The following is a 24891-nucleotide window of genomic DNA, read 5'->3' as shown; positions in this document are numbered from 1 at the left end:
GGTATTATCCATTTTTAATAGAGGATTTCACCGATATTGTCCAATTTGATTACCTTCAAATTTCTAAGAAGGAAGGCAGTAATCCACCTCATTCAGCACATCTTTCTTCATTGTTTCGTCAACTATCTCCTCTACTGATCCACCATGTCTTCTCCCTCCACGAGCAGACTGAGAGACTTGAACAACATCTAATTTTGAACCGTTTTGAAAAACCAATTTAGTTGAGTCTTTATTAAAGTAGAATTGTTTTACTTCGTTTTTAAGTAAGGGGAAATACTCCCATATTTTCTCTATATTTTCTTGTGATATATTAGCCGCTTGCAATTTTGTGGGCGCCGCTATAAAAAGGTGAACTCCGGGATACATGATATTTTTTAGGTAGAGTCCTAATATTTGAGTAAAAGATTTTGCTGATCCACGGGTCATTGTGAAATAAACTTGCTGATACCTAAATAATATTCTCAGCATTAATCTCTGATAGAAGAACAGCTTTATTCTAGAGTTTGGGGGGCTAATTAAATCGATAAAATAATCTGGATATTGTCTATAATACGAACAAAACTTTCTCCAGTCGTCTCGCATCGTATCGAAGGAAGATACGCTTGTCTCTTTTTTAGAGAGATCATTATCAGATACGTCATTTAAATTACTGTGTTTCTTATCAGGGTGACGGTAATTGTTATAGCTCATCTTCTTCACCTTCATTTACTTTAGGTGTATCTTTAGGAGGTTCACTCATGCTCTGCATATTAACAAGCTTTCTAGTGTAATTTCCTACATACATAATAGTCCTATCAACTATTTCCTGACTAACCTCATAGGGATGAGGTTCAATAAATCCATCTTTCTCAATCTCTTCCCAAACTTGTGAGAATGTTCTTATCCCCGCCGACTCTCCACCAGATTTTCTATCAATTGGTCTAAATCCGGATTCTTTTATCATTACGTTGTATTGAGTATTGAGATTTTTAAATTCATTAACTCTTCCTTCACTTAAGGCTTTGTTTTGTTCTAAACTTAGTTTGCAAATCAACTTTAAGTATTCTTTATGTTGCGGTGTGGTTACATCGTTAGCTGTAATCATATCTTCATAAAATGTCTCTAGCTGATACAACTCTGCTTCTGGATAGCCTGATCCCCATTTTAAAACAATTTCAGGTGTAATTTTAAATTTAATTATATCGTCGACTTGTTTAGGTTTATTTAACTCTTTAGATGTTTTAGCGTTATATCTACTATTATCAGAATCGAAGTCGCTTTCTAAGTAAGTCCAGTCTCTATGCTGGATAGTGCCTAACATACGCATATAATATCCCAATGGATTAGGCTTGGTCATGGCTTCATCATATCTTTCTTTGATAAAAGGTCTGTCTACTGCTCTCATAGCGTCTATTAAAGTCTCTGGAGTATTCATATCAATTAAATCAGTCAGGCATGATTTACATATGTTAAGTCTACCATCACTGCTAATAAGGTCATTGGCAGCGAGGTAGAAGTCATCCGTGATATTTTTTTCCTTGATACATTTTGTGCATATTTTTCTGGTTCTTTCTTTAATTTTACTCACTCATGATATTCTCCTTTCTTTTAAGTTGTGTGCCTTGTATTTTAAAAACCACTCTTCAAATTGCTCTTCTGTGTTATTAGCGTTTCCGAAAATTGCGTGAAATGAGAACTCTCCTAGTCTATGACATTCTTCACAAAGAGTTATTCCATTCGTCACGTCTAAACGTCTTTCTTGACACCAGTGATATCCATCCTTATGATGAGCGTTTAACTTACCACTCCAGTTATCTCCACAACATTGACATGTATAATTATCGCGTTTATAAACAGCTATTCTCCACGCTTCGTACCCCTCTATTTTTCTTTGATTCACTCTATCTTCATCTGTTAGATTTGGGTTCCTTAACGCATCAAAAGAACATTTCTTGCATTGTTTGCTTTCTTTAAAGGTTGCAAAAGAAGAAAATCCCTTTCTGCCACACTTACAAATATATTTAAGTTTAGAGCTCAAACTTTTGTATTCTTTAGAAATAAGCGTACATCCGTTTTCTTCGAAATAGTTTTGTACATATTTGTAAGGTAATCTTATAGCCTCGGCAATCTTGTCTGATCTACACTCATAGCATCTTTTCCCCATTATGAAGTTTTGTAATTTAATAGAAGATTTATTTCCACAAGAACATATATAGTTTAGCTTGGTTTCATTATTAATATATTTATCATCTAAAAGAACACAACCGCTATCTAAAAACAACTTCTGTACGTATTCAAAAGTATGTTTTTCATGACCACTACATCCTGTGCATCTTATTCCTTCTCTGAAACTCCTATAGGTAGTACTTCTTTTGTGTCCTTGATCGCAAATAAAATCTATTTTCGAGGATGCATCAACATACTTATCTACAGTAGTAATTAATTGATAGCCAACAGATTCAAAGTCTGTTTTTACTTTCTCATAAGGATGTCTTCTCTTATTTGCTCTTGTTTCTATGGCGCATTGCATACATCTACGTCCTTGTTTAAATTTGCTAAAGGTTATCTCGGCTTTTCTTCCACAGTGACACTTATAATCTAATTTTTGAGACACGCCTCTATAATCAGTTGTAATCAGCTCGCAACCGTACTGCTCAAAATATTCTTTTACTGTTTCGTAACTGTATTTACTTCTTCCTTTTGTCTCTTTTGATTTATCATTTCTTGCACATTCCTTACAGTAAGGATAAGATTTAAAGTTTTTTAACGATTTTTCTGCGATATTTCCGCATTTACACTTATAAGAAAGGGTGTCTGAAATTCTGTTATATTGCTTAGATAACAATAAACATCCCTTGCTTTCAAACTCTTCTTTCACTTGTTCTATTGTTAATCTTCTACCTCTAGAACGTTTCTTTACTTCGCTCATATCTCACAACCCTTTTCTCCCAACCCAATAATAAAAAAGATAGGAAGTGGGGTTGAGGTCACTTATCAGTCGGGGAGCAACTCCCAACCTATCCTATCTCATATATTTAACTTTACTTATTATAATTTAATAATCTCTATAAGGAGCTCGTACCAGCCAAGCCTCCTAACAAACTATTAAATCTCAATATGAAATACATTATATTTTTTACATTCTTCGAATGACATGTACCAGTCTAAGTTTCTTTCACTGTATCGTTTTAACTTTTTCATAGGAATATCTGTACGCTCTACAATGTATTTATCCATTTCTTTTTGCAACCTATCATAGTAAGCAAATTGATTCTTCATTTCTGAATAGGTACCTTCCATCCCAGCTGACAAATTGTGATATAGCATTTCAGCATGTCTAGACATTTTTCGAATGTCGCCGCCCAGAAAAAGCACCATTCCCATACTAGCTCCCATAGATCCTTGTAGGATTGTTTCTATCTTAGCCTCAGATGCTTCCATTGCTGCCAAGATGTTTTTGCCATGAGTCATTTCCCCACCAACACTGGAGATGTAAATTTGTATGTTTTTGCGCTTCTCGATAGGAATGTTATTTTTTGAGTCTTGGATGTTATAAAAATGAATCATAGGCACAACTTGATTCACTGTGTCCGTACTAATAGTTCCTTGTAAATATATCACTCTCTCATCAAACAGCGTCCGATCAATCTTATCTTCAATATTCTCATCATTCTCTAATTCATCTACTAATTCTGACAGCTTTTCTAATTCATCAAGATAAACTACAACAGTTTCTCTCTCATCTTCAGCCTCAATATTTCCATCCTCAACACTCTCAACATCAGCAATTTCTTCCTCAATATCCTCAACAACATCCTTCTTCTCTTCGCTCATAATCCCACTCCTCCTAATCTCTCATCTTATTAGAAGGACAGAGGAGGGCATCTTCCCTCATTCTCCTTGTGCTCATCTACCGTTTATACTGTAGAAATTTATCCATGAACTCATTCTTCTTGCATTCCCACTTAAAATGTAATAGAATAGCTATACACTTAATCTTATATTTAACTTTCCCTATCCTATCTGCCATTACTTATCTTCCCGAATAGCTTTACGAATCTTATCTTCTACGCTAGAATAGTCCAATTCATCATCCTTCTTATAATTCGTGCCGTCATCCTCGCGCTCGCAATATCCTTCATCACAATCACAGTCTCCACAATGTCCTGTATGAATCTCATCTTCCATAACTTCTGCAATGTTTCCTAGTTGTTTTTGTAGTGCCTTAATAGAGTCATATCTCCCAATCTCATAGCCGTCCATGAAAGCCTTTTCCATCATATCGTCTGCAATTTGTTCGATGATTGTCTCTGTCAGTAGCTCAAATGCATCATGGAATGCTTCTTCTACAGTAGTATTTGTATTATCTACTAAATCAGAGAAGTAACTATACGCTGAGCAGACTTCACATTTCTCTTCTGATTGATTGTTTTTATTTGTCAAGTTGTAATCTCCTTTTATTTCATGAGTGTTTATCCTATTAATATTTTTGTTTTACTTATCAGACATAATGTATAACTTTTAATTTATCACAATCATATTCAAATAGTTGACTAGTCTTATTTGCACCTTCGAATGACATATTTTTATGCCAACCATCTGTCTTCGCACTAGTGGGCAGTGTCCTAACTAGAATTCCAAACTCATCCTTCACTTTCTCGGAATGGAGATGTCCGCTATGAATTTCTGTTGTTTTTGCATCTACCATATAGTCTCGATATTCAGTAATTAATGTTTTCGCAACTCTATTTATCCCTTTTTCTCCATGAAGATTAACAAGAAATATATTCTTCCATTTAAACATCTTCTTGGCATCCATAGAAGTATTCCATTTAATTTGAGGGTACATTTTAGCCAGCATCTTAACCATCATCCACGTAATATCTGCATCATGATTGCCGGGGATATAATCAGCAACGACATTAGTAGAATTATCTAGAGATTCCTCTATTAAGATAGTATAGAACTTATAGAATTCTTCGGTTGCGTAATCCATATCTACAGTTTCAATCTGTGTTCCATTGGCTGTCTTACCAGTATGATCGTTATTGTGTAAAGCATCATTTCCTAGTGGAATGTAAATAGTATCCCACTGTTTAGATTGAATAATTTCAATAGTCTCATCTAGTTTTTGCTGATAGTCTTCACAGCTGTTAATTCCGAAGTGTAAGTCTACAAAAGATAAAGTAAGTAATCTGTCCGTTGAATTTGTTAGTTGTTTCCTGTATTTAGGCTTTATACTCTCTAGCTTCTCCAAGAACCTATCAACATCAAATCCATTAACTTTGGGCTTTACTGAAATCTTACTAGAGAACAACGTTTTAGTTCCGTCAGTTTGATTAGCATTCCAAATGCTATTCTTAGCACTAACCAATTCCCATTCAGACTTATCAAATCCATGAGCTTTTAATACATAATCAGGATTCTTAGACTGTTCATCATTCATTTCTACTAGTCTATCTGACTTATGCGAGCCATCACCCATAATCTCTGTTGTACTTCTATATTTATTGATGACTTCTTCGTTTTTAGATGACTTTTCTTTAGATTCCAAACTATTATCTAAATCCATTTTCCAAGCTTGAGCATACCGACGTAAAGTTTCGGCACTTTGTTCAAATCCAAATTTCTCTTTAACGTCTAACCAATCCATTCTGTGTAAACCATTTACTTTATCTACACTAATACGTTTCAATTGCTGAAATGGTATCTCTCCTTGAAGTCTATTAAAGTTATACTCCATAATCAAGATTCCTCGATAGGATTAATTTCCAACTCTTCTTTTCCGTTGATTGTAATTGTCCGTCCTACATAATTAATCAACATTGCAGATAAATCATATGTTTCTTCTGAATCCTTCTTAATCTCTGTTACATAAAAACGTCCATCATCATATCCAATTTCACCTTTGTATGAAAATCCTGAGTTTTGTTTAGCCATTATATATAATCCCCTTTATCCTTATATTCACATGTTTAATTTGATTTATTTGAGTTAAACATGAAACTCAACGTAACATAGTGGACAAAACTGGGCTCGAACCAGTGCATCTCTGACTTATGAGGTCAACGCCTTATCCAACTTGGCTATATGTCCATAAAAAAAGTATTGTCAATCAGTCAGCCTAGAGGCATCCAATAGGGTCAATAAACAAATACCCATAAGCCACTTCACTAGGATTTTATCGATTCTTTAACTTTAAAAACTAAACTCTGAGCTCATAAGAACTTTGAATATTGAAATTTAATCTCTGAGATTTCAAGTTTGAACTTTCAACCTGTTTGATGTATGTCATCAGAATATATCCCATCTTTGGATTAATTTCGGCTCTTTTATGAGTTTTAGAAGTTAACCTACTTCTAATTGAGGTGTTTAGTTTATTGAATTTCGACTGGTTAACAATGTTTTATTTTACTTTACATTCATTACACTGTAATACGTGTTAAAACATTCACTTCTGATAATGTGAAGTCCACTTCTGACTCAAAGTCCTCAATCTCAGCTTCTAACTTTTCAATCTTATCCTTCAAATCTAGAGGATCAACTAGTTTAGCTTCATTGTCTGCTTTGAAAGCTTTCACAATATCTTCATTAGCTTGAGCAGAAGCTTTCCCTTCCTTGCCAAACAAAGTTTCAAGATGCTTATCTAAGCGCTCTTTCATATCTTCATTAGTTCTATCTACTGCTTGCACGTACTCTGCATAAACACGTTTCATCTTATTAAGAAGTGTTTTATCATATTCAATTGATGTTTTGCGCTCAATTGCTTCTGCTACAGACATTTCCACTCCTGCAACGTTTACCTTAGTTTGAGCATTTGACACTACAATAGCCGACTTAATCACATTTCTACGCTTAATTAAATCCTGAGATGACTGATAATCTGATTTGGCTCGATTTGCAATTTCCTCTACACTCTTAAACCCAGCAGAAACTTTCTTGCCAACTTCAGCACCGATAAATGTAGCTCCGTTAATAGTGCGATGGATTTTCGAGTCTAATAACTTTAATTCACTTAAGGCGCGAGCCACAGTCATTTCAGTAGTGTTTGTCATTAATAATCAATCTCCCTTATCCTTTTATTCGTCTGCTTTATAGTCTCAGAAAGACTTTTTAGTGAAAGAGGTAGGATTTGAACCTACGAAACCGAAGTAAAAGATTTACAGTCTTCCTGCTTTATCCACTTGCATACTCTTCCAATATAAAACCAGCTACCAACCTTTAAAGCTAGCCGTCAGCATTAGTTAAAATGCGCTTTTTATCTCCTATCAATAGGGTGACTGGAGAAAGGGGAGAGAGAAATATCATGCGTTCTAGAAGCGGTCTTTTCATTCCTATATAGCTAGACAGCATTGTTAAGAGGCTTCTATATACCGCTACTCAGACCACGCGTACGGTACTGCAATGTTTAATTTTACTCTAGTACAACTTATACCCTCGTCATAAGCATATTCATAAGAAGTAAGGCATATAGCTCTACATCTCCCGCGAATGGAATATTTGGATTCAGGCATGACCCGTGCCAACGGTCAACTCTTTACCACAAATCAGCAAACACTTTAGATGCTTCTGATCGAACATCTTCACTTAACGAAACAACTCCGACTAACGAGTTGCCTTTTAAATCTTCAATGGCTTGAATGAGTCCGTTATTACGAGAATATTTTTCTTCTACTTGTTTATAGTCCCCAGCAAAAACAATACTGGCATCTTCACCTATACGAGAACCAAGTAGCTTAATGATAATTTTACTTAAGTCCTCTGCTTCATCCACGAGAACGTAAGAATCATTCCAAGTCAATCCTTTAGAGAAGTAAGGAATATGCTTTTCTAACTGTCCTCTTTGTTCCATCAGGGCAGCTTCTAACTCTCCACCCTTCAGACACGAAATAATTGGTTCGAAAAATTTATCAGTCTTTTCCTCAAAGGTTCCTTTCAAAAATCCAATGTTTTCTCCTGAACCAATAGGATTCCTTACAGCTAATATCTTTGAGTGAGCTCCAGTGTCTAAAACTTTATGAATTCCTAGTTTAGCAGAAAGCTTTGTCTTTCCTGATCCACTTACACCAATAATAAATTTAATGGGAATATCGTCATTGTTCAGTAAGTCGATAGCGCACTCTTGTTCTTCATTCCTAGCTTGTACAACTTTCTTATGAGGCAGCTTTAGCTTATGCATTTTCTTTCCGTCATAACGAAACTTGTCCAATACCTTGTATTTAGTGGGATAACCGTCTTCATCATGTTCAATTGGAGTCTCTTTATCATAAAAGATAATATATTCATTAGTTAGTAACTTATATGGGTTATTTGATATATCCTGATAGATACTAGCGAATTTCTCTTCATCTTCGCTATTAGGTTTAACATAAATCTTACGAATACCTGTATATTCTTTTTCTGCTTCACCATTTAATTTCGCTAAAGTTTTTACTTCTACATTGAATGCTTTGGCAGTAGAATAGAGATTTAAGTCATTTGTTAGAATACCGTAGTCATTAACCTTCGCACAGGCTAAGATCCTGTAGTCCATCACATCTTTGCTGTAGTCTAACCCTAGAATCACTTCAGGATTATATTCTCCAACGTCATGATGAAACTTATCATAATTATCAAAGATGAATCTGTTAACTTTTCTGGCTTTGTACTGTAGATCCTTGTCAATTGCCGTCTTATGTTTGTCTGTTTCGAATCTTACGGTTGACATAAGAACAATCTTTTTAGTATCAATAACTTGTTCAATACCATCGTACAGAAAATTCGTATCTGCAATCCACATTTTCTCATTTGTCATAAGCTAATCTCCCATTAACATGCAGCAGGGGAGTCAAAGCTCCCTCTACACGTATATATTTTTATCGCTTATTCTCCAATTGCTTATTTCACTTCTACATCTTTCAACTTCTCACGAACAGAGGCTTTACCTTTACTTGTTTTAAATTTGAATCCATAATGTTCAGGCTTAGGATCTCCCAACTCACCTGTTTGTGGATTCAGATACGCTTTCTCAGGATTTACTACAATCTCAATTTTTCCTAAGTTGCCGAATACGAATCCTTTTTGCTGCTTAACCATCACATCTTCAAAAAAATCAAAAATACCATCCAACTGTTCTTTTGCTTCCTTCTTTGTAACGCCATATTCCTCTGCGAATAATCCTCGTAGTTCATCTGCTTTGAGTACTGTCATAAATAATCTATCTCCTTTTTCTCTACTATTATAGTTTTCACGTAATTTTTGAAACGGAAATTGACGAAAACCGTTCAATATTATATAATTTTACTTTAGTTATATTCGTATTGCTCAGGATCAACCAATCCACAATTAACCTGATTGTCATATCCCATTCCTGAGAAAGTGGTGTGACGTTTTGAGCCTCTACTCATTTCTTTTAGCTTATCTCTAGAGAGCACACTCAAATCTTTTTCCTCTTTAGTTAAGTAATAACCAATTATCTCTTTATAAGTTATAGTAGTGTCTTTGTAACTTAGAACATTCCACGTCTCCCGAAAATATTCGTTTACAGTCATTTTCTCACCATTGAAATCAATCTTATCAGCAAGAATCCTATTTACAACTTCTAATCTTTCTACTAAGTCTAGTTCAAAGTCTAGAATGTATGTTTTGTGAGGCATTTTAAGTTTCATTGAATTCCTCTTTCCGACTAAATAAGTCTATCTAATTTATAAGGGGGTGAGAAGGCACTTCTCTCTATGTTTTACGGATACTTCAATATTTACATTTTCTACATTGACTATGGAAACCGTCCTTTGATTTATGCAAATCACTATAAAACTCTGGTGTAGCAGGCATTTCTTCCTTGCATTTACTACAAATTTTATTTTTCAGTTCTAACTTATCTTCATATACACACTTTCTCCAGAGCCACTCATTTTCTTTATATATCTTTTTGTAAATTGTTTGCAATCTTCCAGAAATAGTTGATTGATGAAGACCGAGCTCAAACGCTATCTCACTCTGTGAATATCCTTCACCTATTAATCTAATCATTTCTTTCTGTTGCTCATTAAAGTTGCATCTAGCTATTGTTTGATCCAAAGAAGCATATGTATAAATCACTTCCTCATTAACTCTGGCTGCTCCACTGACTGCCATTGGGATAGAATCATCCAAGAAGATGTTGTCATCATATTTATATCGATAGACAATCAATAATTCAATTACTCCAATGTCTCCTAGTGTATACTGTTGATATTCTATATCCTTGCTACTCAATAATCCCAATCATAAATTCCCCCTAGCATACAAGTTGCAAATCCAACATCTTCTCTATATAATTAAATTAATTCTATTTAACTTTCTTTTACTTCCTACTTACTATTATATAGAAGGGAAGTGATATATGCAACGCGCTAATAAAGGAAGTTAAATAACATAATGTGTTTTTAATACATATAGTTGCAATATAGAGATTTCTTCTATATAATTACATGTACCATCATTTTGCGAACTATGCAATGCTATATATTATAAAACCTAAACATATACAATTGCTTAGTTCGCAAAAGTAAAATTAAATAATATTACGACTTGACGTAAGTCAAGGAGAACAAGTAAAAGCTTGCTTTTGCGCGTTAGGCTCTTATCTTTTAAGTATGAGTATATAAATATAAATAGTTAGCCTAGTAAAATAATAACTAAAAAGGAGTAGCATAAAATGAGAAAAGGTAATTATAATTGTTTTAGCTATAAATTAAAGGAATATCTGTTTGTTAATGGCTTACATCCAATCCATGAGATGATCCACTCTAAAACTAACCGAACATTTTGGATATATGAGAGGAGTAATGAATTAGATATACTATTAAATAATTGGACAAATAAATCTAACTTATAAAAGAAAGGAGTATATAGTATGTCACTTGTAAAAGTAATGACTGATCTAGAAGCATTAGAACACTGTATAGAAAAAGGAGTAGAAGAAGCCAATAGTTTGATAATTACTTATAATAGGAGAGGACGTTTTGACAATATGAAATCAGTAGCTTCCTTACAGAAACTATTAGAGATGCTGTATGAAGAAGTGGATCTACTGACTAATCCAAAGAATGGTAAATATCTCACTGGTAAGAATAGGAGACATGTTGTAAATAAAATTAGGGATAAAGCCATTCCAAAAGAAGATAGGAGAAAGGACAATAAAACAGGACAACCGCCTACTGAAGATCAATTGTTAATGTCAGAGTTTATACATGGAAAGTTAATTTTTATGGTAGAGAGTGGTAAACACATGGAGCACAGTCTAAATGGGTGGGTGAGTCAGTTTGACTTGTTAGATATTGAAAGTTTACCAATCCAAAAATTAGAAGAAAGAATAGAGGAGGCTCATAAAACTACAGACTTTTACTTAATTAAGCCAAAAGAAATAGTAAGGATTTTTAAAGATGCCTTATATAATATGAACATAAGTTTAATAGAGAAAAGTTTTAATATACTAAATAAATGTGAGAAAATTAAATATGCTAAAAATTACAATATTGTAGATTTAAAGGGACAGAGATTAATTGTTGATAAATATTATTATGATAAGATTGTGTTAGCTCGTATGAACCTTCTTAAAGATCTGGGAAGTAGTATTAATGAGTATAACTTTGCCCTAAGAAGCAACAAAAAGTCAGCAAGGATTAGAAGTATTGTAGATAGTGTTTCAGAAATGTTAGCTAGCAATTTTGAGTGTAAATTTATTTATCAGTCTTATGCAGTAATATCTGTCGAAGCTCAAAACGTCTGTATAGAAAAAGAGAGTTTTGATGAATCCTTTTGGAATGATTTCATTAGACGGACTGATCGAAGGCAACGTTTGTACGACAGTAAACCGATTAAAGAGCAGACATGGTTTTGGAGGAAGTTGTACGCCTTTAATACCTTATCGCTAATTGAATATATGGGATTTGAAGTTGGAGACTTGTTAGTTCACTATGAATTAGAAAATAAACAGAGAGTAAATGAGTTATCTCTTTCTTTCGAGAAATGGTTAGAGGAAAATAACAGTTTAAATAAACTTGAAGTATTTAAGAATACTACTTAGACAATATATTTAAATAACAGTTAATACACCAAGTTTATTGGAATTGTCCATCATAGTCTTGGTGTTATTTATCTTTATTTCACTCTCCGGTCATCTTTCTATCCTCCCTGTAATACAATGTAATACATCAACTAAGAAAGGGAGTTCTAATATGGGCGTTACAGGCATGGATATAGGTTATGGTTGGGCTAAAAGTAGATATAAAGATAAGATTTTCCTTCAACCTTCTATATTAGGAGATAAACGTCAATTACATGAAGAAAATAAGAAAAATGGTTACCTCATCTACGAGGATTACTTTGTAGGTGAATTAGCAATCAGACACAGCGACGTGAAATACCACAGCCTCAAGGATTCTAAGGCTTCAAATTGGACGACTGAACTGTTTCTCAAGATTGCGCTCACTTATCTACAATCGGATGGCTCACACATCGTTACAGGACTTCCTATAGACTTTTACTTCCAACAAAAAGATGAGTTCTTAACCCTACTAGACAACCTCAAAAATATATCCTCTACACTTGAAATAATTGGCGGAAATACACTACAACAGCATATTCACACTCAAGAATTTAAGCTTGTTCCACAACCTCTAGGAGCAGCCATGAATTATTTATTAGATGATCATGCCGAACTAATCCATAAACAAGACGCTAAAGGACGTATTCTAGTTGTAGATTGGGGCAGATATACACTAGATTTGCTTGTCCTAGATGGAATGGAAATACACAATATCAGTTCTAGCCCTCCGAATTTGGGGGTAGAAACTTGCTATAGTCTTTTAAAACGTTACATTCGCGAAAAGTTTCATAAAACACCTGCAAGTTATGAAATGGACTATATAGTAGCCTCTGGTGCGTATGAAGGATTCGATATTACTCCACTTATAAATCTATCATTCAAGGCGGTTTCTCATCAAATACTATTAGAAATAGAGAATATGAATATGAATTTTAATAGAATTTTGATTGTTGGTGGTCAGGCAGAGAGACTAAATGAATATCTATCGCTTCCTAATAAAGTTATAGGAGACCAATTAAGCAATCTATATGGATATGGAAAGATAGGTAGACGCCAATGGAACGTAGAATAATCCCTTTTGAGTTACGTTCAGAAAAAGACGATGATATTGCAGAAGCATTGGAGAAAGCCATTACAAGTGAGAATAGTAGAAGCAGTGTAATTCGTGCAGCTTTGAGGTACTACTTACTTGATAAGCCGCCTCATTTTAAATCCAGCATTCATCTGGAAGATGCTCCTGATATATTTGAAAAGGTTATACTAGACGATAAACAACTGGATAGTGCGCTTGATGATCTGCTTAATTTTTAAGAAAAAGAGATGCTTTATAGATATTCAATTTCTTCTGTCATCTTCATTGATTGTTCTGCATACATTAGAAAAAGTAAGAAGTATTTAGAAAAATTATGAAAGGAGAATGCTCCAATGAAAGAATTAAAAATACCTCAAATCTCTTCAAAACTAAACCCTGTATTAGATGCAGATTTGATTGAGCAGATTCTAAAAATACCTAGACGTGATAGAAGCAGGACTTATCGTGAAGCTTTAAGATTCTATTTTAATTACTTAGATAAGATAGAAAATATTTAGTCCTGATTCATGTCTTAATCGATGTCCAAATGTGCTCTATTTATTATATATTATAGCGCCAGATGTATGTCCTGAATGAAGTCCATCTCATCCATCCATCAGGACATTGCAAAAGTTGTATCTGCAAGGCTTCTCGTTGTTATTTTATGTCTTTATTAGTGAAACTCTTACTTTGTAAGATAACCCACTGTGGCGTTATCGTTAAGGAGGAATGATAGAAATGTTATTTGAAATTATTACGACAGGTTTAATGGGAGGTATAGCAATAAAAGCATATACTAAAAAACAGGGGATTGCATCAAATGAAAGTGGGAAGATACAAAGAATTATTTCTCTGTCTGGATTAAATGTTAAAGATGGGAAGGATACTCTTACAACCCAACTGATTAGAAAGAAAAAATATGAATGGGGCTGGGAGTATAAATATCGTATCCCGCTTGGTAGATCATTTCAAGACTATCAGAACAAATTAAATATAATTGAAGACGGGTTAAATAACAGAAGAAAGAGAGTTACGGTCATTGATTTAAAGGAGCTTCAATTTGACTCCAATATCATTGATAGTCTGAGAAATTTATGGGCTAATAAGCTGACAGAAACAAAAGAAGTTGAAATCTCATTTGATGGATTGCTAGTGATCCGTGTATATGATGAACCCTTACCAAAACAAGTTCCATTTCATGTTGGAACTGATTGGAAAATACCTGTAGGAATTACCAGAATGAAGAATGGTTTCAGATATCATGATTTTGAAACAACTCCACATGTAGTAATAGGAGGAGCTACTAGATATGGGAAATCAAATACCATCAACACAATGATTATAAGCTTATTGAATAGCAAACCTAAATACACAAATCTATTTCTTATTGATTTAAAGGGTGGTATTGAGCTATGTGACTATGAAAACATCAAGCAGACTGTATCTATTGCCTATGAACCAAAGGAAGCGTTAGAAACACTAACATTAGCTTACAATAAATTGAGAGACATACAGAATCATGTACGTAAGATGGGAAAGAAAAATGTACAGGAAGCAGGAATTAAAGAACGTTATTTCGTCATAATTGACGAGGTAGGTGAATTAAACCCTGCCGAAGCAGTTAGTAGAGAAGATAAGAAACTAAAACTAGAGTGTCAGACTTTAATGAGTCAAATAGCACGTTTAGGAGCCGGTTTGGGATTTAGGCAAATATTAGCAACTCAATATCCTACAGGAGACGTAATACCACGCCAATGCAAACAAAACTCAGATGCCAAACTTTCATTCAGAGTTCAATCTGCCGTTGCTTCAAGAGTAGTGTTGGATGGCGAAGGTGCTGAACAATTGCCTCAGATTAAAGGTAGAGCAATCTATCAAACTGCTGACCAGCGTGAAATATTGCAGACTCCTCTCATTACAGCTGAAATCATACGTAATACAATCGCTCCTTATATTATTAAGAAAGAGGAGGTTGTTAAAATTGAAACGTCTGAGCGACCGAGAAGAAGCAATACTGTTACTATTGAAGAGGTTTGATTTCATGTCTCGCGATCAACTTAATCAGTATTTCCATTTCGGTAGCGTCAGACATACTAATAGAACTCTTTACAAAATAACAGACTATCTTTCACGATTCCGCGAAGGATATCAGACTATCTACTATTTGAACAAGAAGGGTAAACACTACGTCGAGTGTGATAAAGTACGGAAAAAAGGTGGGCATGTACATCATATAATAATGAGAAATGATATGTGGCTCTTCCATGACAGACCGAACGATTGGAAGAATGAAGTGAAAATATCAGATGGATATACCAGTTTAATAGCAGACGCTATGTTTACCAATGATTGGGATCGTAAGCATCTACTTGAGATTGATTCTACTCAGTCTATGAAAGAAAATAGAAGTAAAATTAAACGGTACAAAGAACTTATGAAGAATGGGCTAGTAGAAGAAAAGTTAGGTCATTTTCCAGCAGTTGTTTGGCTGACTACAACAGAGCATCGAAGAAGAGAGCTTAAAGAGGAGTGTGAAGGTTTACCAGTTATCATGGTTTACACCACTAGCGATATAAAATAAGAGGAGGAAGTTTAATATGTTTAAAAAGAAAAGAGATATTGAAATTGTCTCTGAGTTAGAAATGGAACATATTGATGAAAAATATAGAAAGAGAGAAAGTATATTAATGGGAGTTGGAATAGCCACTACTGCATCATTAGTGACATATGCAATATCCAGTTATAGCAAAGCTAATAATGTACCAGAATCAACGGCTGGTATGAGTCCAATAATAGAAACTACGATTGAACCTCTAAATGTACTTTCCACTACGTCCACATTTGATCCTTCAATGATCCCTGTTTCTCTTTCAAGTACTGACACAATACAAACAGGTGTAATTGCCGACACTTCACTGAACATGCTTGCTACAGTTCTTGATCCTGTAATACAAATATTGGTAGCGATAAGTTTTCCAATTGCAAGTGTTATTATGCTTGGAGCTTGCTTCCTATTTATGATAGGTAACTCAGAAAAAGCATGGTCTACAATATTTAATGCTGGATTAGGATACGTACTAATACAAATGAGCCCTTTATTCCTTAATATTCTTCGCGAAGTGGGGAAAGCGGTATGATTTACACAAAGAAAAAGCGCCTATCCACCGTAGCGGATAAGCACCTTCCAATTTTATGATAACATTTTAAAAATACTATGACAAGTGAAAGTATAATTTCTTAATGGAGAGGGAGACATTATTCCTTCTCTTTTTTGCATGAAAATTTATGGATAGCTCTGTGAGATTCTAGGCGACGTTTCAAGGGGTGTTAGAGTCAAGGTGAAGAATCATACTATAAATGTATTACGAGAGCAAATAGGATACTTCTGGATAGCCATAGAAAGTGTTAGGTGTAATTTGATGATTAGACAAGAACTAATATTGGATATGTTAAGTTTATATATACATCGCATCGCCAGACTGTTCAGGATGCGTTTTAAGGCGCTGTAATTATTTATGATGAATTATACTATAAGAAAGCTGGAACGCCAAATAGGATAGCTGTAGATTACGATAGAGTGTGTTAGAGTTAATTTAATAGTTAGGCTGAGTTTAAGAAATAGAATTATAATATGAATAGCTGTGTGAACCTCCAGTGATTGATTCTAGGCATGTTAGATATAATTGGATGAATTATACTAGGGAGATGATTAGAGGGTAAATAGGATACCTGTAGAGTGTCAGAATTGATGATGAGATGAATATGAGATTTAGACAGATTAAGACATGAGGATGAAAGGGTAGATAAATGGAAATAAGTAGGTCATAATTAATATATGGTAAATTTTAGGAAGTGGTGTATAGGATAAGCTTAAATTCTGAAATATTGAAATTATACCCCTCCCCACCGTAGATTGTCTGGTATATGAGGCGATAATGAGTTAATAGTGAAAATGGACTCGAAGGAAAATTAGCTCCGATAAGATGAAAATTGAGTGTCGAGAGGGATAAATATTGGACGGTAAATTTAGGGTGAATGAGTTGATGAAAAGGTAGGGAAAGTATGCGTTTAGGGTGAATGAAATAGTGATAAATTTGATAGGGGAGAGAGTGAGGGGTATGAGAAATGTGTACCGAGTTCGAAGGAGAGCAGAGGATATAAGGGTTATGAGGCTGAAATATGATGAAAAGTAGAGAAAAGGGAAAATATGATGAAAATGCGAGTGTTGAAAAGGTAGAGAAAGTAAGGGGTGTCTCGACACGTTTCGAGAGGGAAAACGAGACGAAATGAGGTGGAAAATTGAGATTAGGGTAATATTGGAGTTTATTGTTTAATTTTTATGTAAAGTTTTATATTGGATAATTTTAATTAATAAGTAATATTAAATAGAGTAGTTAGAAAAATATCATATCGTGTGGATAGAAGAGGTAGCCATTTATTCCAATTTTAACTCATCCTAATCATTGAAACTAACCCCTCCCATACCCTTACATCCTCTAGCCTAAACGTTCCTATAACTGCAATTATAGCACCCTTTATTCCGTCTAATTTTCTCATTGATCCCCATTTGCTGCAATTTGTAATATAAGAACGCATATTCCTATATTCAATAATCAGTAAATCCTACTTGCATACTTAATTTTAAAATTTCACATACCAATAAATGAATGGCTATTCAGTATTATATTCGGCATATAACAGGGATTTTCCTCTCAAAGACTTATCATACTATCTACCTATTATACATTATACAATACCACACAATAAACTATACATAATCCTATATTATCAAATTTCCATCATACCATAAGTTTATCCCATCTATATATCCACATTAACTATATACAATCCGACCACTCAATCTGTATCACCTCATCATCCATTCTGTACTACACTGTATTACTCTTATCCTATTCCAATTGTTCCGCATGAAACATTTCTCATTATCTAATTTTACTTTTCATCTCACTCAATCCAATATCCATAAGCTCACATATCCCACAATCAAATTTCTAATTCCATATTTCATAATACAGATATCACATTCCTACATATTCACATTCCATATCTTAATAAACACACAAAAAAGATCCGCAGCATATGCGAACCTTCATTTTCCTATTCATCCATTTCATTTCAATATTGAATCAATGTTAATCAAGTCATTCAAATTATTCAACCTACTGCACATAGCATCTTCAATGTATTCCTCTAACTCTGATCCTTCATAGCCTTCAATTACTAACGCTTTCCTTATCATAGCTTTAACTTTTACCTGTACGTTCTCATCCAGTGTATTAACGTATGCGTTTGTCATTTTCATCTACTCCATTTCATATTATAGTTTTTATGTACTTCCTTACTTCTTATACTAAGTATACCATGTTGTCTTTTACTTATCAATACATTATCTAATTTTACTTTATACTGTCCACACAAAAACGCCTACAATTAAGTAGACGTACAGTACTCATACTATCTGTTTCACTCCGTCTTTGTTATACCCATACACTTTACTGTCTACTCTATACATATAGCCATTCAGTCTACAGAATCCAATATACACTCCATTCTTTCTAATATTTTCTATCATTACTTTCACCTCCTTTTAATTTTATTCCTCACTTTCATTCAAATATTCCTCATACCTTTCATCATTCCTTATACAACTCTGTATCATCTCCATTACATCTACACAATCTACTGCATGTGTATCATTCGGGTTATGTTCTGCTAATAGCTCATACACCTCCAATACTTCTTCTGGCATCTCTATACCTTCTGTCTTACATACATAACCTAACGCCTTGTACACTATATCTATCTGTACTGTATCTAACTTCACTCTGCATCTTCCTTCTTAATCATCATTTTATATCCTTCAATCTTGTCTACACTGTACACGTCATCATGCTCAAATATTACATGCACCAAGTCACCTTCATTCACATCTTCTTTATCTAGTATAGGTACATCTGTACGATCATATACGTTCACACATGGTAGGTACTCATCCTCATAATATCCTTGACTCTCATTGCTTACTACTTCACATACGATGTGTGTATACTCTTCACCTTCTGGCACGACTACTTCTTCATATCCGTTATCATCCTGTATCATTCCCATTGCACTCAATCCGATCACTACACTTGCAATCATTTCTTTGATCATTCTAATCATCCTTTTCTATTTAAGTTTTGTTTGCTTCTTTACTATATCTTTATTATAGCACACCTATAATCACATGTCTATACTTTGTTTAACTTTCTTTTACTCATTCTCTTCACACTACACACTAACAATATACATATACCTACCATCATCCAACGTCAACTGTATTACATCTTTCTTTTCCGATCGATCCACTATGCTAACTCCTAGTTCATCTAATTCTTTTATCATGATCTCAGCTACTTGTCTTTTGCCTTTATTCTCATATAGTTTATACTTCTGCAATGTGTCACCTGTCTTGATACTCACAATGGTCAGTAGTCTTTTCATGCCGTCCTATCATCCTGTTTGGGTTTGTATATACTTTTCTGCTCACTGTATGATACAAGCATACCCAACAATCCTATATCAATGTATAAGCTAATAGGGAATGTACTGCTATAATTTAATATCAATTCAACTAATGCATAACTATCTTTCTTGTAAGGTTTTATGTTCAGTGGGATAATACTAAACTGTATAGACTCCTTAATCAAACTATCGACTATCTCATGCGTCAAATAAACACAACCTTTCAAATCATTGTGTTTCCTAAAATGTTTAGTCTGATCTTCACTCAATTGTCTATCTGACAAATCCATACAGTCATATGTGTAAATGGGAATACTTTTATAAGTTCTTTCTCTTGTCATAGTCATACTCAATACACTCCATTCATAATTTTACTACTCAAACTTATAGCCAAATATACAATGCAATAAAAGAGGCAACGTGTAATATTCCAAAATACAGATATTCAAAATTGTCTACAATTAAAGTTTTCATTTTACTATCTCCATTCTGCCGTTTAATTATATTTATGTATCTTACAATTGTAAAAAGAAATAGGGTAGAGGAAGACTACCCTTGTATAGTCATAGTCTCATTATAATTCAAATTCTCAAATATAACCGCACACTCTTTTATATTGTTGTTATTCAATAATTCTCTTGCTACTTCTTCCACATCGTCTCTAGTTATTACATGTGCAAGAAAATCTGGAAACTTCTTTACATCTATAATTTCTCTTGATACAGTTTCATTGTAAAATTTTCTTTCGATTGTGTTATTCCACATCAAACCTATTCGCGTATGTCCATTATTCAATGGTTCGATTGAGTAGAAGCCTTGTCTATTTTCCATATCAATTTCCACCTTTCAAATTTTTATTACAGACATACTAGAAATTCTTTTTTACCTCTATAATGTTCTTTATAATCAATCAGCTCTGCATTTCCGTTCTGTAAATTGAGAAATGCTTCCTTTGCTTCTTCATAACTAATAAAATCAAATTCAAAACGATACGTCTCATTAAGTTTAGGTTTAAACGATCCAGCAATTGTCTGTTTTGATTTTGGATATGCTCCGATTATGTGACCTTCTGGCATAAATAAATAGTCATTACTCCAATCTTCAATTTGAATAGTTGTATTATCTGTCATGATTCCCCTGTCTAGTATCTTCATTTTAATAATCCTCCTTTTCATTTTTAGTAATCTATTTGTATTTTTTCATAGCGTGAAACAAGATTAAGCTTTTCTAACAGGTCTTTTCCTTGATGATTATCCAAAATCATATAAGTATCAGACATTTCTTTAATACTAATAGCCGGATATTTTCTATTGAATATTGCTTTATACTTTTCAACAGTTTTGTCATATGCTTTTTTACGTGCTTTTGCTCTCTCATGATTTAATTCAATAAACTCCATTGCGTTATACAGTCCTTTCCCATCATGTACATGATAGTCATAAAAACGATCTAGCACTACCATTGACTCAAAATTACAGTTTAGATTGTCATTGATCAACTTTATAATATTTTCTTTTGTATAATCTAATGTACGTAAATAATGATCATCGAACTCTTTACAAACTTTTCTATTTGGGTTATCTAATTGTTCTCCTACGTCAAAGAAGTGCTGTACACTTAAATAGTATTCATCTTTACTTTTGTTATTCTTTTTTGGTCTATGTCCGTTACTTACTTCTACATAGTGTTGCACTCCATCATTATCAAAAAATGATGTTCTGATTCTAAAATTTCCTACATCGCTCTGATCCGTCTGTTCGTTACTATAAAAATCCATTCCTGCGCGTTCAAAGTATAATGTTTTGTTGTTATTCATAATTAAGCAATCTCCTTTTGCCTTATGGCTATTTTATGTATTCCCAATCCGTCTCAACAATGCTGCGCTTTACTTGTCTGTATACGGACGCTTCACTTGATCGCCTCTGACATCCACTTATTTACTATATCTTTATTATAGCACCAATCAGATGTAATATCAACTACTTTCTTTAATTTTCTTTTACTTACTTTAATCAAATGGCAAGGCACGAATAATTTTCAATCATACCTTGATATTCAACTAAAAGATCAATTCTCCATAATTGCCACAACGTCACTGACTTTGCTTCTTAATGTTTCCCGATCCATTTGTTCCATTTCATCTTCTGATATAAAACTTTCTTCTGCAAAATTTCTTGCCCAATCCATTACTTCGCCTTGCAAATCATCCGGCAATTGATCCACTGTTAAGCTGCTGTCATATTTTTTCAATTTTTCAAGTGTAGTCATTTTGAATTTCCTCCAATCCTCCATGTTTGTTATAAGAGTCATTTTCATTCTAATCATCTCCATTCCGCCGTTAGGTATATAATTTAATTATAGCACTTATTAACTTAAATACATCATACCATACAATTCATCATTACGTCAAGTTATATGTTTAATTTTCTTTTACTTTAGTCTTATTAGATCAAACTTGAAATAACACTATAATCTTCAATGCTTAAATTGTTTTTCAGGTACATTTTCATTTCGTCCTTAAATCTATTACGAATTTGGCTCACATCATAATTCAAATGCCCATCTACATTGTGAATAGTAAGAATAGAACCGAATGCTTTTTTATACCGCTCTAATTTAAAGTCACTTGCAATAGTCGTAAGCAGCTCTCCATGACAATTATTATCAACTAGATGATTGTAGTAGTTAACCTTTTCTTTTGTAAGTTTCATTTTTGACCTCTCCTATGTAAGATGTATTTTATTCGTTCGCTTCATTGTGATTTTCTATCGTATCTAACCAAACATCTGAGCCACACCACTTACAAGACTGTACACCATGTTCATTTTCAAATTCCTTTTCCGTTCCTGTTGTTCCACAAGCTCCGCATTTTAGAATAATTTCCGTCATTATAAAGTCTCCATTCTATATTTTATTTTTCCGTGACAGGTGGATAAAAGTTACTTTTTATTTCAATTCTTCACTTACGAAATGAGCTAAAAATTCTTTTTGTTCCCAACTATCTTTTTCAATCCAATTTTTATAGCCTTGTTCTATTTTGTTTCTATATTCTTTTGTGGCTCCATCCATATCAAAATGTGCTTTTCCTTCATCATCCCAATATACTAAACAGTAATTTTCCGGCACTTTTCTAATTGTATCTGTATATCCTTCATATTTCGCTAACATATCAACGTCTCCATTCATTTTATATTATTGTTATACGATGAAATACTGTATTTATTTAGATTTCAACTATCTGCCTAACAATGTAATATTCCTTTAGGCTATCTTTAAACGATTTTTTTGTTTTACAATGTTTACTTGATTGAACTAACTTTATTTCTCCATTTTCCCTGTCTTTCACCTGCGCTACATATTTTCCACCTATTTTATTCATTTCAATTCCTCCAATCAAATAGTATTTTTAATTGCTACATCTCTTACTGTTAATTACTATTATACACCATACAGTTTAAATTACAAGTGTTTATTTAATTTTCTTTTAGAATTATGTTTTCCTGTCCGTACCCGAATATGGATCGATTCAGAGACAGATGCAAAACACAATTATATTATATACTTCTTTTCACGTCCGATATGTTGCAATTGCTCGGACGCAATGAGAAAGACATAATAGGGGATAGACGGTAAAATGATTTTATAGCACACCTGTTAAATATAAAAAGGTCGATCCATCTGTTTATATTCTATAATAGTTACTTTTTCATTTTTCGCCCATTCAAAAAGCTTTTTCACGGCATCTGTGACGTTTTCTGTCTCAACAATCAAAATACTTTCAAAATCATAATTTGACTTATCGCCTGTAATACCTGCTACCCATTTTACGATGAAATGAAAGTTTCTCATATTCCACATGCTCCATTCAGTTTTATTTTACCGTATCATTAATATGCCGATACAATCAACTTTTTATTGGCTTATTAGATGAACTTATATTCTCCTGTATAAAGTTGATAAACTGAGCCGTCACCTAAACGAATATCAATTTCCCCTTTTTCATGTTTCCACTCTTTCTTATAATCTTCACATACTTTGACCACTTGACCAGCTTTATACACTTCTCCAACATTCACTAATAGTTTAATCTTCATTTTTCATCTTCTCCATTCATCTATAGTTTTTTGTTTATTCCCATACAATCAGACTTTTACTGAATAATTCCTTTTAATAAACCGACAACGATATTTTCCATTTCATCATCTGTATGTTTACCTTTAAACGTTTCTAAACTTAAAAATACTTTGTCTTTATCATTTTGAGGGTAAATATAGATTCCTCTTTCTTTTCTTCCATAGGAGTGTTTATACACTTTAAAGCCGAAGTTTTTCAAGCACATTGCGCTAACGTACAAAGGCATAACTCCTATTAGGCGTTTATTTTCTCTTTCCTGTACTCTATCTAAAATAGCTTGCATATCTATTCCTCCTTAGAATTTTATGTATGGAGAGGGCAGGGGATCATTCGCCCTCATTAGACGATAAATGCAGTCATTTATTGCAAAGTGGTATTTTCCAAAATGGAAACAACCATATCATTTTTTGTTTAGAGTGAATAGTGCATAGTGCATTTTTTGCACATACCACTTTTTCTATTCAGCTATGCCATATACTTTGTATATTTCAGTTTTCATGCTATGACCTTGCATTTTTTCTTCTTCCTCAATTTCTTTCCATGCCATTGTAAATTCATCAATCGTTCTAAATTTGATTGTTGCATACCCTTTATCGTCAATCAAGTCATACATTTCCGTTATTTTGTATGTGACAATTCCCTTTAAGCCGTCAACGTCAACGTCAAGAAGTCTTTTAATCGTTTGTTCTGTCATGTTTCATTCCTCCTTATGATTGTAAAATCATTATTTTACCTCAATACTAATTATACATAAAAGATCCAACCGTAAGATTCGTCTTCAATTACACAACTATGTTCATAGAAGAAGTTTTCTAAAAGATTTCTATTGACATCGTACACCTTCATGTCTTCTAATTCTCTTAAAAATCCGTCTAAATCATTTTCATAAATATGTTTTGCTAAATCTGTATACGTTTCAAAAACCAAAATTTCGTCCTTTGTATATGTTGCACTGTCCATCATCGAATTTAAAACTTCTACCATTTTGTCTGTAATTTTTAACATTTTCCATTTCTCCTTTTACCGTTAGGCTGTTATTTGTTATGTACTGTTTATTTGTATATTATTATTATAGAACTATTGAGATGAAAGTCAGATGTTTATTTAACTT

38 protein-coding genes and 2 tRNA genes are annotated in these 24891 nt (G+C 33.5%); 7 read left to right on the top strand and 33 right to left on the bottom strand.

What is annotated here, in order from left to right; translation table 11 throughout:
- Positions 1-63 precede the first annotated feature (63 nt).
- The 14 genes from MKY93_RS12635 to MKY93_RS12570 form a co-directional block, all read right to left on the bottom strand.
- A complete protein-coding gene (locus MKY93_RS12635) occupies positions 64-690 on the bottom strand; it encodes a hypothetical protein (protein WP_340759357.1) in 627 nt (208 codons plus the stop codon).
- Complete coding sequence (locus MKY93_RS12630) at positions 680-1567, bottom strand: hypothetical protein (RefSeq protein ID WP_340759356.1); 888 nt, start codon at positions 1565-1567, stop codon at positions 680-682. The genes MKY93_RS12635 and MKY93_RS12630 overlap by 11 nt, the downstream gene beginning before the upstream one ends.
- The gene (locus MKY93_RS12625; protein ID WP_340759355.1) at positions 1568-2908 is read right to left on the bottom strand and encodes an HNH endonuclease; all 1341 of its coding nucleotides are present in this window, start codon (positions 2906-2908) and stop codon (positions 1568-1570) included.
- Positions 2909-3084: 176 nt separating this feature from the next.
- Complete coding sequence (locus tag MKY93_RS12620) at positions 3085-3813, bottom strand: ClpP family protease (protein ID WP_340759354.1); 729 nt, start codon at positions 3811-3813, stop codon at positions 3085-3087.
- Between the two features lie 195 nt (positions 3814-4008).
- A complete protein-coding gene (locus MKY93_RS12615; RefSeq protein ID WP_340759353.1) occupies positions 4009-4422 on the bottom strand; it encodes a hypothetical protein in 414 nt (137 codons plus the stop codon).
- A 58-nt stretch (positions 4423-4480) separates the two neighbouring features.
- A complete protein-coding gene (locus MKY93_RS12610; RefSeq protein WP_340759352.1) occupies positions 4481-5722 on the bottom strand; it encodes a hypothetical protein in 1242 nt (413 codons plus the stop codon).
- A gap of 2 nt (positions 5723-5724) precedes the next feature.
- Positions 5725-5919: a YonK family protein gene (locus MKY93_RS12605; protein WP_340759351.1), complete on the bottom strand. Its 195-nt coding sequence runs from the start codon at positions 5917-5919 to the stop codon at positions 5725-5727.
- An 81-nt stretch (positions 5920-6000) separates the two neighbouring features.
- Positions 6001-6075, bottom strand: a tRNA-Ile gene (locus tag MKY93_RS12600).
- A 329-nt stretch (positions 6076-6404) separates the two neighbouring features.
- On the bottom strand, positions 6405-7034 hold the full coding sequence (locus MKY93_RS12595) for a hypothetical protein (protein WP_340759350.1): 630 nt from the start codon (positions 7032-7034) through the stop codon (positions 6405-6407).
- Between the two features lie 62 nt (positions 7035-7096).
- Positions 7097-7177 (bottom strand) — tRNA-Tyr (locus MKY93_RS12590).
- A 339-nt stretch (positions 7178-7516) separates the two neighbouring features.
- Entirely contained in the window at positions 7517-8773 is a 1257-nt protein-coding gene (locus tag MKY93_RS12585; RefSeq protein WP_340759349.1) for a PhoH family protein, read from the bottom strand.
- Between the two features lie 83 nt (positions 8774-8856).
- Positions 8857-9168, bottom strand: a complete 312-nt coding sequence (locus MKY93_RS12580; protein ID WP_340759348.1) for an HU family DNA-binding protein — start codon at positions 9166-9168, stop codon at positions 8857-8859.
- A gap of 95 nt (positions 9169-9263) precedes the next feature.
- A complete protein-coding gene (locus tag MKY93_RS12575) occupies positions 9264-9626 on the bottom strand; it encodes a hypothetical protein (protein WP_340759347.1) in 363 nt (120 codons plus the stop codon).
- Between the two features lie 82 nt (positions 9627-9708).
- Entirely contained in the window at positions 9709-10224 is a 516-nt protein-coding gene (locus MKY93_RS12570) for a helix-turn-helix transcriptional regulator (protein ID WP_340759346.1), read from the bottom strand.
- A 631-nt stretch (positions 10225-10855) separates the two neighbouring features.
- Here MKY93_RS12570 and MKY93_RS12565 point away from each other — a divergent pair.
- The 7 genes from MKY93_RS12565 to MKY93_RS12535 all read left to right on the top strand — a co-directional run bounded on the left by MKY93_RS12565 (position 10856) and on the right by MKY93_RS12535 (position 16258).
- On the top strand, positions 10856-12028 hold the full coding sequence (locus tag MKY93_RS12565) for a hypothetical protein (protein WP_340759345.1): 1173 nt from the start codon (positions 10856-10858) through the stop codon (positions 12026-12028).
- 151 nt (positions 12029-12179) lie between these two features.
- Positions 12180-13121, top strand: a complete 942-nt coding sequence (locus tag MKY93_RS12560; RefSeq protein WP_340759344.1) for a ParM/StbA family protein — start codon at positions 12180-12182, stop codon at positions 13119-13121.
- The gene (locus tag MKY93_RS12555) at positions 13106-13360 is read left to right on the top strand and encodes a ribbon-helix-helix protein, CopG family (protein WP_340759343.1); all 255 of its coding nucleotides are present in this window, start codon (positions 13106-13108) and stop codon (positions 13358-13360) included. Before MKY93_RS12560 ends, MKY93_RS12555 begins: the two co-directional genes overlap by 16 nt.
- A gap of 114 nt (positions 13361-13474) precedes the next feature.
- Positions 13475-13639, top strand: coding sequence for a hypothetical protein (locus MKY93_RS12550; RefSeq protein ID WP_340759342.1), 165 nt, complete (start codon positions 13475-13477; stop codon positions 13637-13639).
- Positions 13640-13859: 220 nt separating this feature from the next.
- Positions 13860-15158, top strand: coding sequence for an FtsK/SpoIIIE domain-containing protein (locus tag MKY93_RS12545; protein ID WP_340759341.1), 1299 nt, complete (start codon positions 13860-13862; stop codon positions 15156-15158).
- Between the two features lie 4 nt (positions 15159-15162).
- On the top strand, positions 15163-15702 hold the full coding sequence (locus MKY93_RS12540; RefSeq protein ID WP_340759340.1) for a replication-relaxation family protein: 540 nt from the start codon (positions 15163-15165) through the stop codon (positions 15700-15702).
- Between the two features lie 16 nt (positions 15703-15718).
- Positions 15719-16258 carry a hypothetical protein gene (locus MKY93_RS12535; protein ID WP_340759339.1) on the top strand — a complete coding sequence of 180 codons (540 nt, stop codon included), beginning with the start codon at positions 15719-15721 and terminating at the stop codon, positions 16256-16258.
- A gap of 1994 nt (positions 16259-18252) precedes the next feature.
- Here MKY93_RS12535 and MKY93_RS12530 read toward each other — a convergent pair.
- The 19 genes from MKY93_RS12530 to MKY93_RS12440 all read right to left on the bottom strand — a co-directional run bounded on the left by MKY93_RS12530 (position 18253) and on the right by MKY93_RS12440 (position 24785).
- Complete coding sequence (locus tag MKY93_RS12530) at positions 18253-18438, bottom strand: hypothetical protein (RefSeq protein ID WP_340759338.1); 186 nt, start codon at positions 18436-18438, stop codon at positions 18253-18255.
- Between the two features lie 153 nt (positions 18439-18591).
- A complete protein-coding gene (locus MKY93_RS12525; RefSeq protein ID WP_340759337.1) occupies positions 18592-18714 on the bottom strand; it encodes a hypothetical protein in 123 nt (40 codons plus the stop codon).
- A gap of 21 nt (positions 18715-18735) precedes the next feature.
- On the bottom strand, positions 18736-18966 hold the full coding sequence (locus MKY93_RS12520; RefSeq protein ID WP_340759336.1) for a hypothetical protein: 231 nt from the start codon (positions 18964-18966) through the stop codon (positions 18736-18738).
- Entirely contained in the window at positions 18963-19295 is a 333-nt protein-coding gene (locus MKY93_RS12515; protein ID WP_340759335.1) for a hypothetical protein, read from the bottom strand. The genes MKY93_RS12520 and MKY93_RS12515 overlap by 4 nt, the downstream gene beginning before the upstream one ends.
- Positions 19296-19412: 117 nt before the next feature.
- On the bottom strand, positions 19413-19625 hold the full coding sequence (locus tag MKY93_RS12510) for a hypothetical protein (protein ID WP_340759334.1): 213 nt from the start codon (positions 19623-19625) through the stop codon (positions 19413-19415).
- Positions 19622-19993 (bottom strand): hypothetical protein, encoded by a 372-nt coding sequence (locus MKY93_RS12505; protein WP_340759333.1) that lies wholly within the window; start codon positions 19991-19993, stop codon positions 19622-19624. Before MKY93_RS12505 ends, MKY93_RS12510 begins: the two co-directional genes overlap by 4 nt.
- 202 nt (positions 19994-20195) lie before the next feature.
- Positions 20196-20477 carry a hypothetical protein gene (locus tag MKY93_RS12500; protein ID WP_340759332.1) on the bottom strand — a complete coding sequence of 94 codons (282 nt, stop codon included), beginning with the start codon at positions 20475-20477 and terminating at the stop codon, positions 20196-20198.
- 26 nt (positions 20478-20503) lie between these two features.
- Complete coding sequence (locus tag MKY93_RS12495) at positions 20504-20800, bottom strand: hypothetical protein (RefSeq protein WP_340759331.1); 297 nt, start codon at positions 20798-20800, stop codon at positions 20504-20506.
- Between the two features lie 23 nt (positions 20801-20823).
- Entirely contained in the window at positions 20824-21462 is a 639-nt protein-coding gene (locus MKY93_RS12490; protein ID WP_340759330.1) for a hypothetical protein, read from the bottom strand.
- A gap of 251 nt (positions 21463-21713) precedes the next feature.
- Positions 21714-21914, bottom strand: coding sequence for a hypothetical protein (locus MKY93_RS12485; protein ID WP_340759329.1), 201 nt, complete (start codon positions 21912-21914; stop codon positions 21714-21716).
- Between the two features lie 176 nt (positions 21915-22090).
- Positions 22091-22357, bottom strand: coding sequence for a hypothetical protein (locus MKY93_RS12480; protein ID WP_340759328.1), 267 nt, complete (start codon positions 22355-22357; stop codon positions 22091-22093).
- 28 nt (positions 22358-22385) lie between these two features.
- Positions 22386-22535, bottom strand: a complete 150-nt coding sequence (locus MKY93_RS12475) for a hypothetical protein (RefSeq protein ID WP_340759327.1) — start codon at positions 22533-22535, stop codon at positions 22386-22388.
- A gap of 57 nt (positions 22536-22592) precedes the next feature.
- Positions 22593-22814 carry a hypothetical protein gene (locus tag MKY93_RS12470; protein WP_340759326.1) on the bottom strand — a complete coding sequence of 74 codons (222 nt, stop codon included), beginning with the start codon at positions 22812-22814 and terminating at the stop codon, positions 22593-22595.
- A 55-nt stretch (positions 22815-22869) separates the two neighbouring features.
- Positions 22870-23025: a hypothetical protein gene (locus MKY93_RS12465; protein WP_340759325.1), complete on the bottom strand. Its 156-nt coding sequence runs from the start codon at positions 23023-23025 to the stop codon at positions 22870-22872.
- A 275-nt stretch (positions 23026-23300) separates the two neighbouring features.
- Entirely contained in the window at positions 23301-23495 is a 195-nt protein-coding gene (locus tag MKY93_RS12460) for a hypothetical protein (RefSeq protein ID WP_340759324.1), read from the bottom strand.
- Between the two features lie 74 nt (positions 23496-23569).
- Positions 23570-23740 (bottom strand): hypothetical protein, encoded by a 171-nt coding sequence (locus MKY93_RS12455; RefSeq protein WP_340759323.1) that lies wholly within the window; start codon positions 23738-23740, stop codon positions 23570-23572.
- Positions 23741-23796: 56 nt separating this feature from the next.
- On the bottom strand, positions 23797-24063 hold the full coding sequence (locus MKY93_RS12450) for a hypothetical protein (protein WP_340759322.1): 267 nt from the start codon (positions 24061-24063) through the stop codon (positions 23797-23799).
- A 174-nt stretch (positions 24064-24237) separates the two neighbouring features.
- The gene (locus tag MKY93_RS12445) at positions 24238-24474 is read right to left on the bottom strand and encodes a hypothetical protein (RefSeq protein WP_340759321.1); all 237 of its coding nucleotides are present in this window, start codon (positions 24472-24474) and stop codon (positions 24238-24240) included.
- A 50-nt stretch (positions 24475-24524) separates the two neighbouring features.
- Positions 24525-24785 (bottom strand): hypothetical protein, encoded by a 261-nt coding sequence (locus tag MKY93_RS12440; RefSeq protein ID WP_340759320.1) that lies wholly within the window; start codon positions 24783-24785, stop codon positions 24525-24527.
- Positions 24786-24891: the final 106 nt, after the last annotated feature.

It is taken from the genome of Sporosarcina sp. FSL W7-1283 (assembly GCF_038003105.1).
GTDB classification, from domain to species: domain Bacteria; phylum Bacillota; class Bacilli; order Bacillales_A; family Planococcaceae; genus Sporosarcina; species Sporosarcina newyorkensis.
The sequence above is the reverse complement of the archived record's forward strand: the minus strand, read 5'-3'. Positions and strand labels throughout refer to the sequence as shown.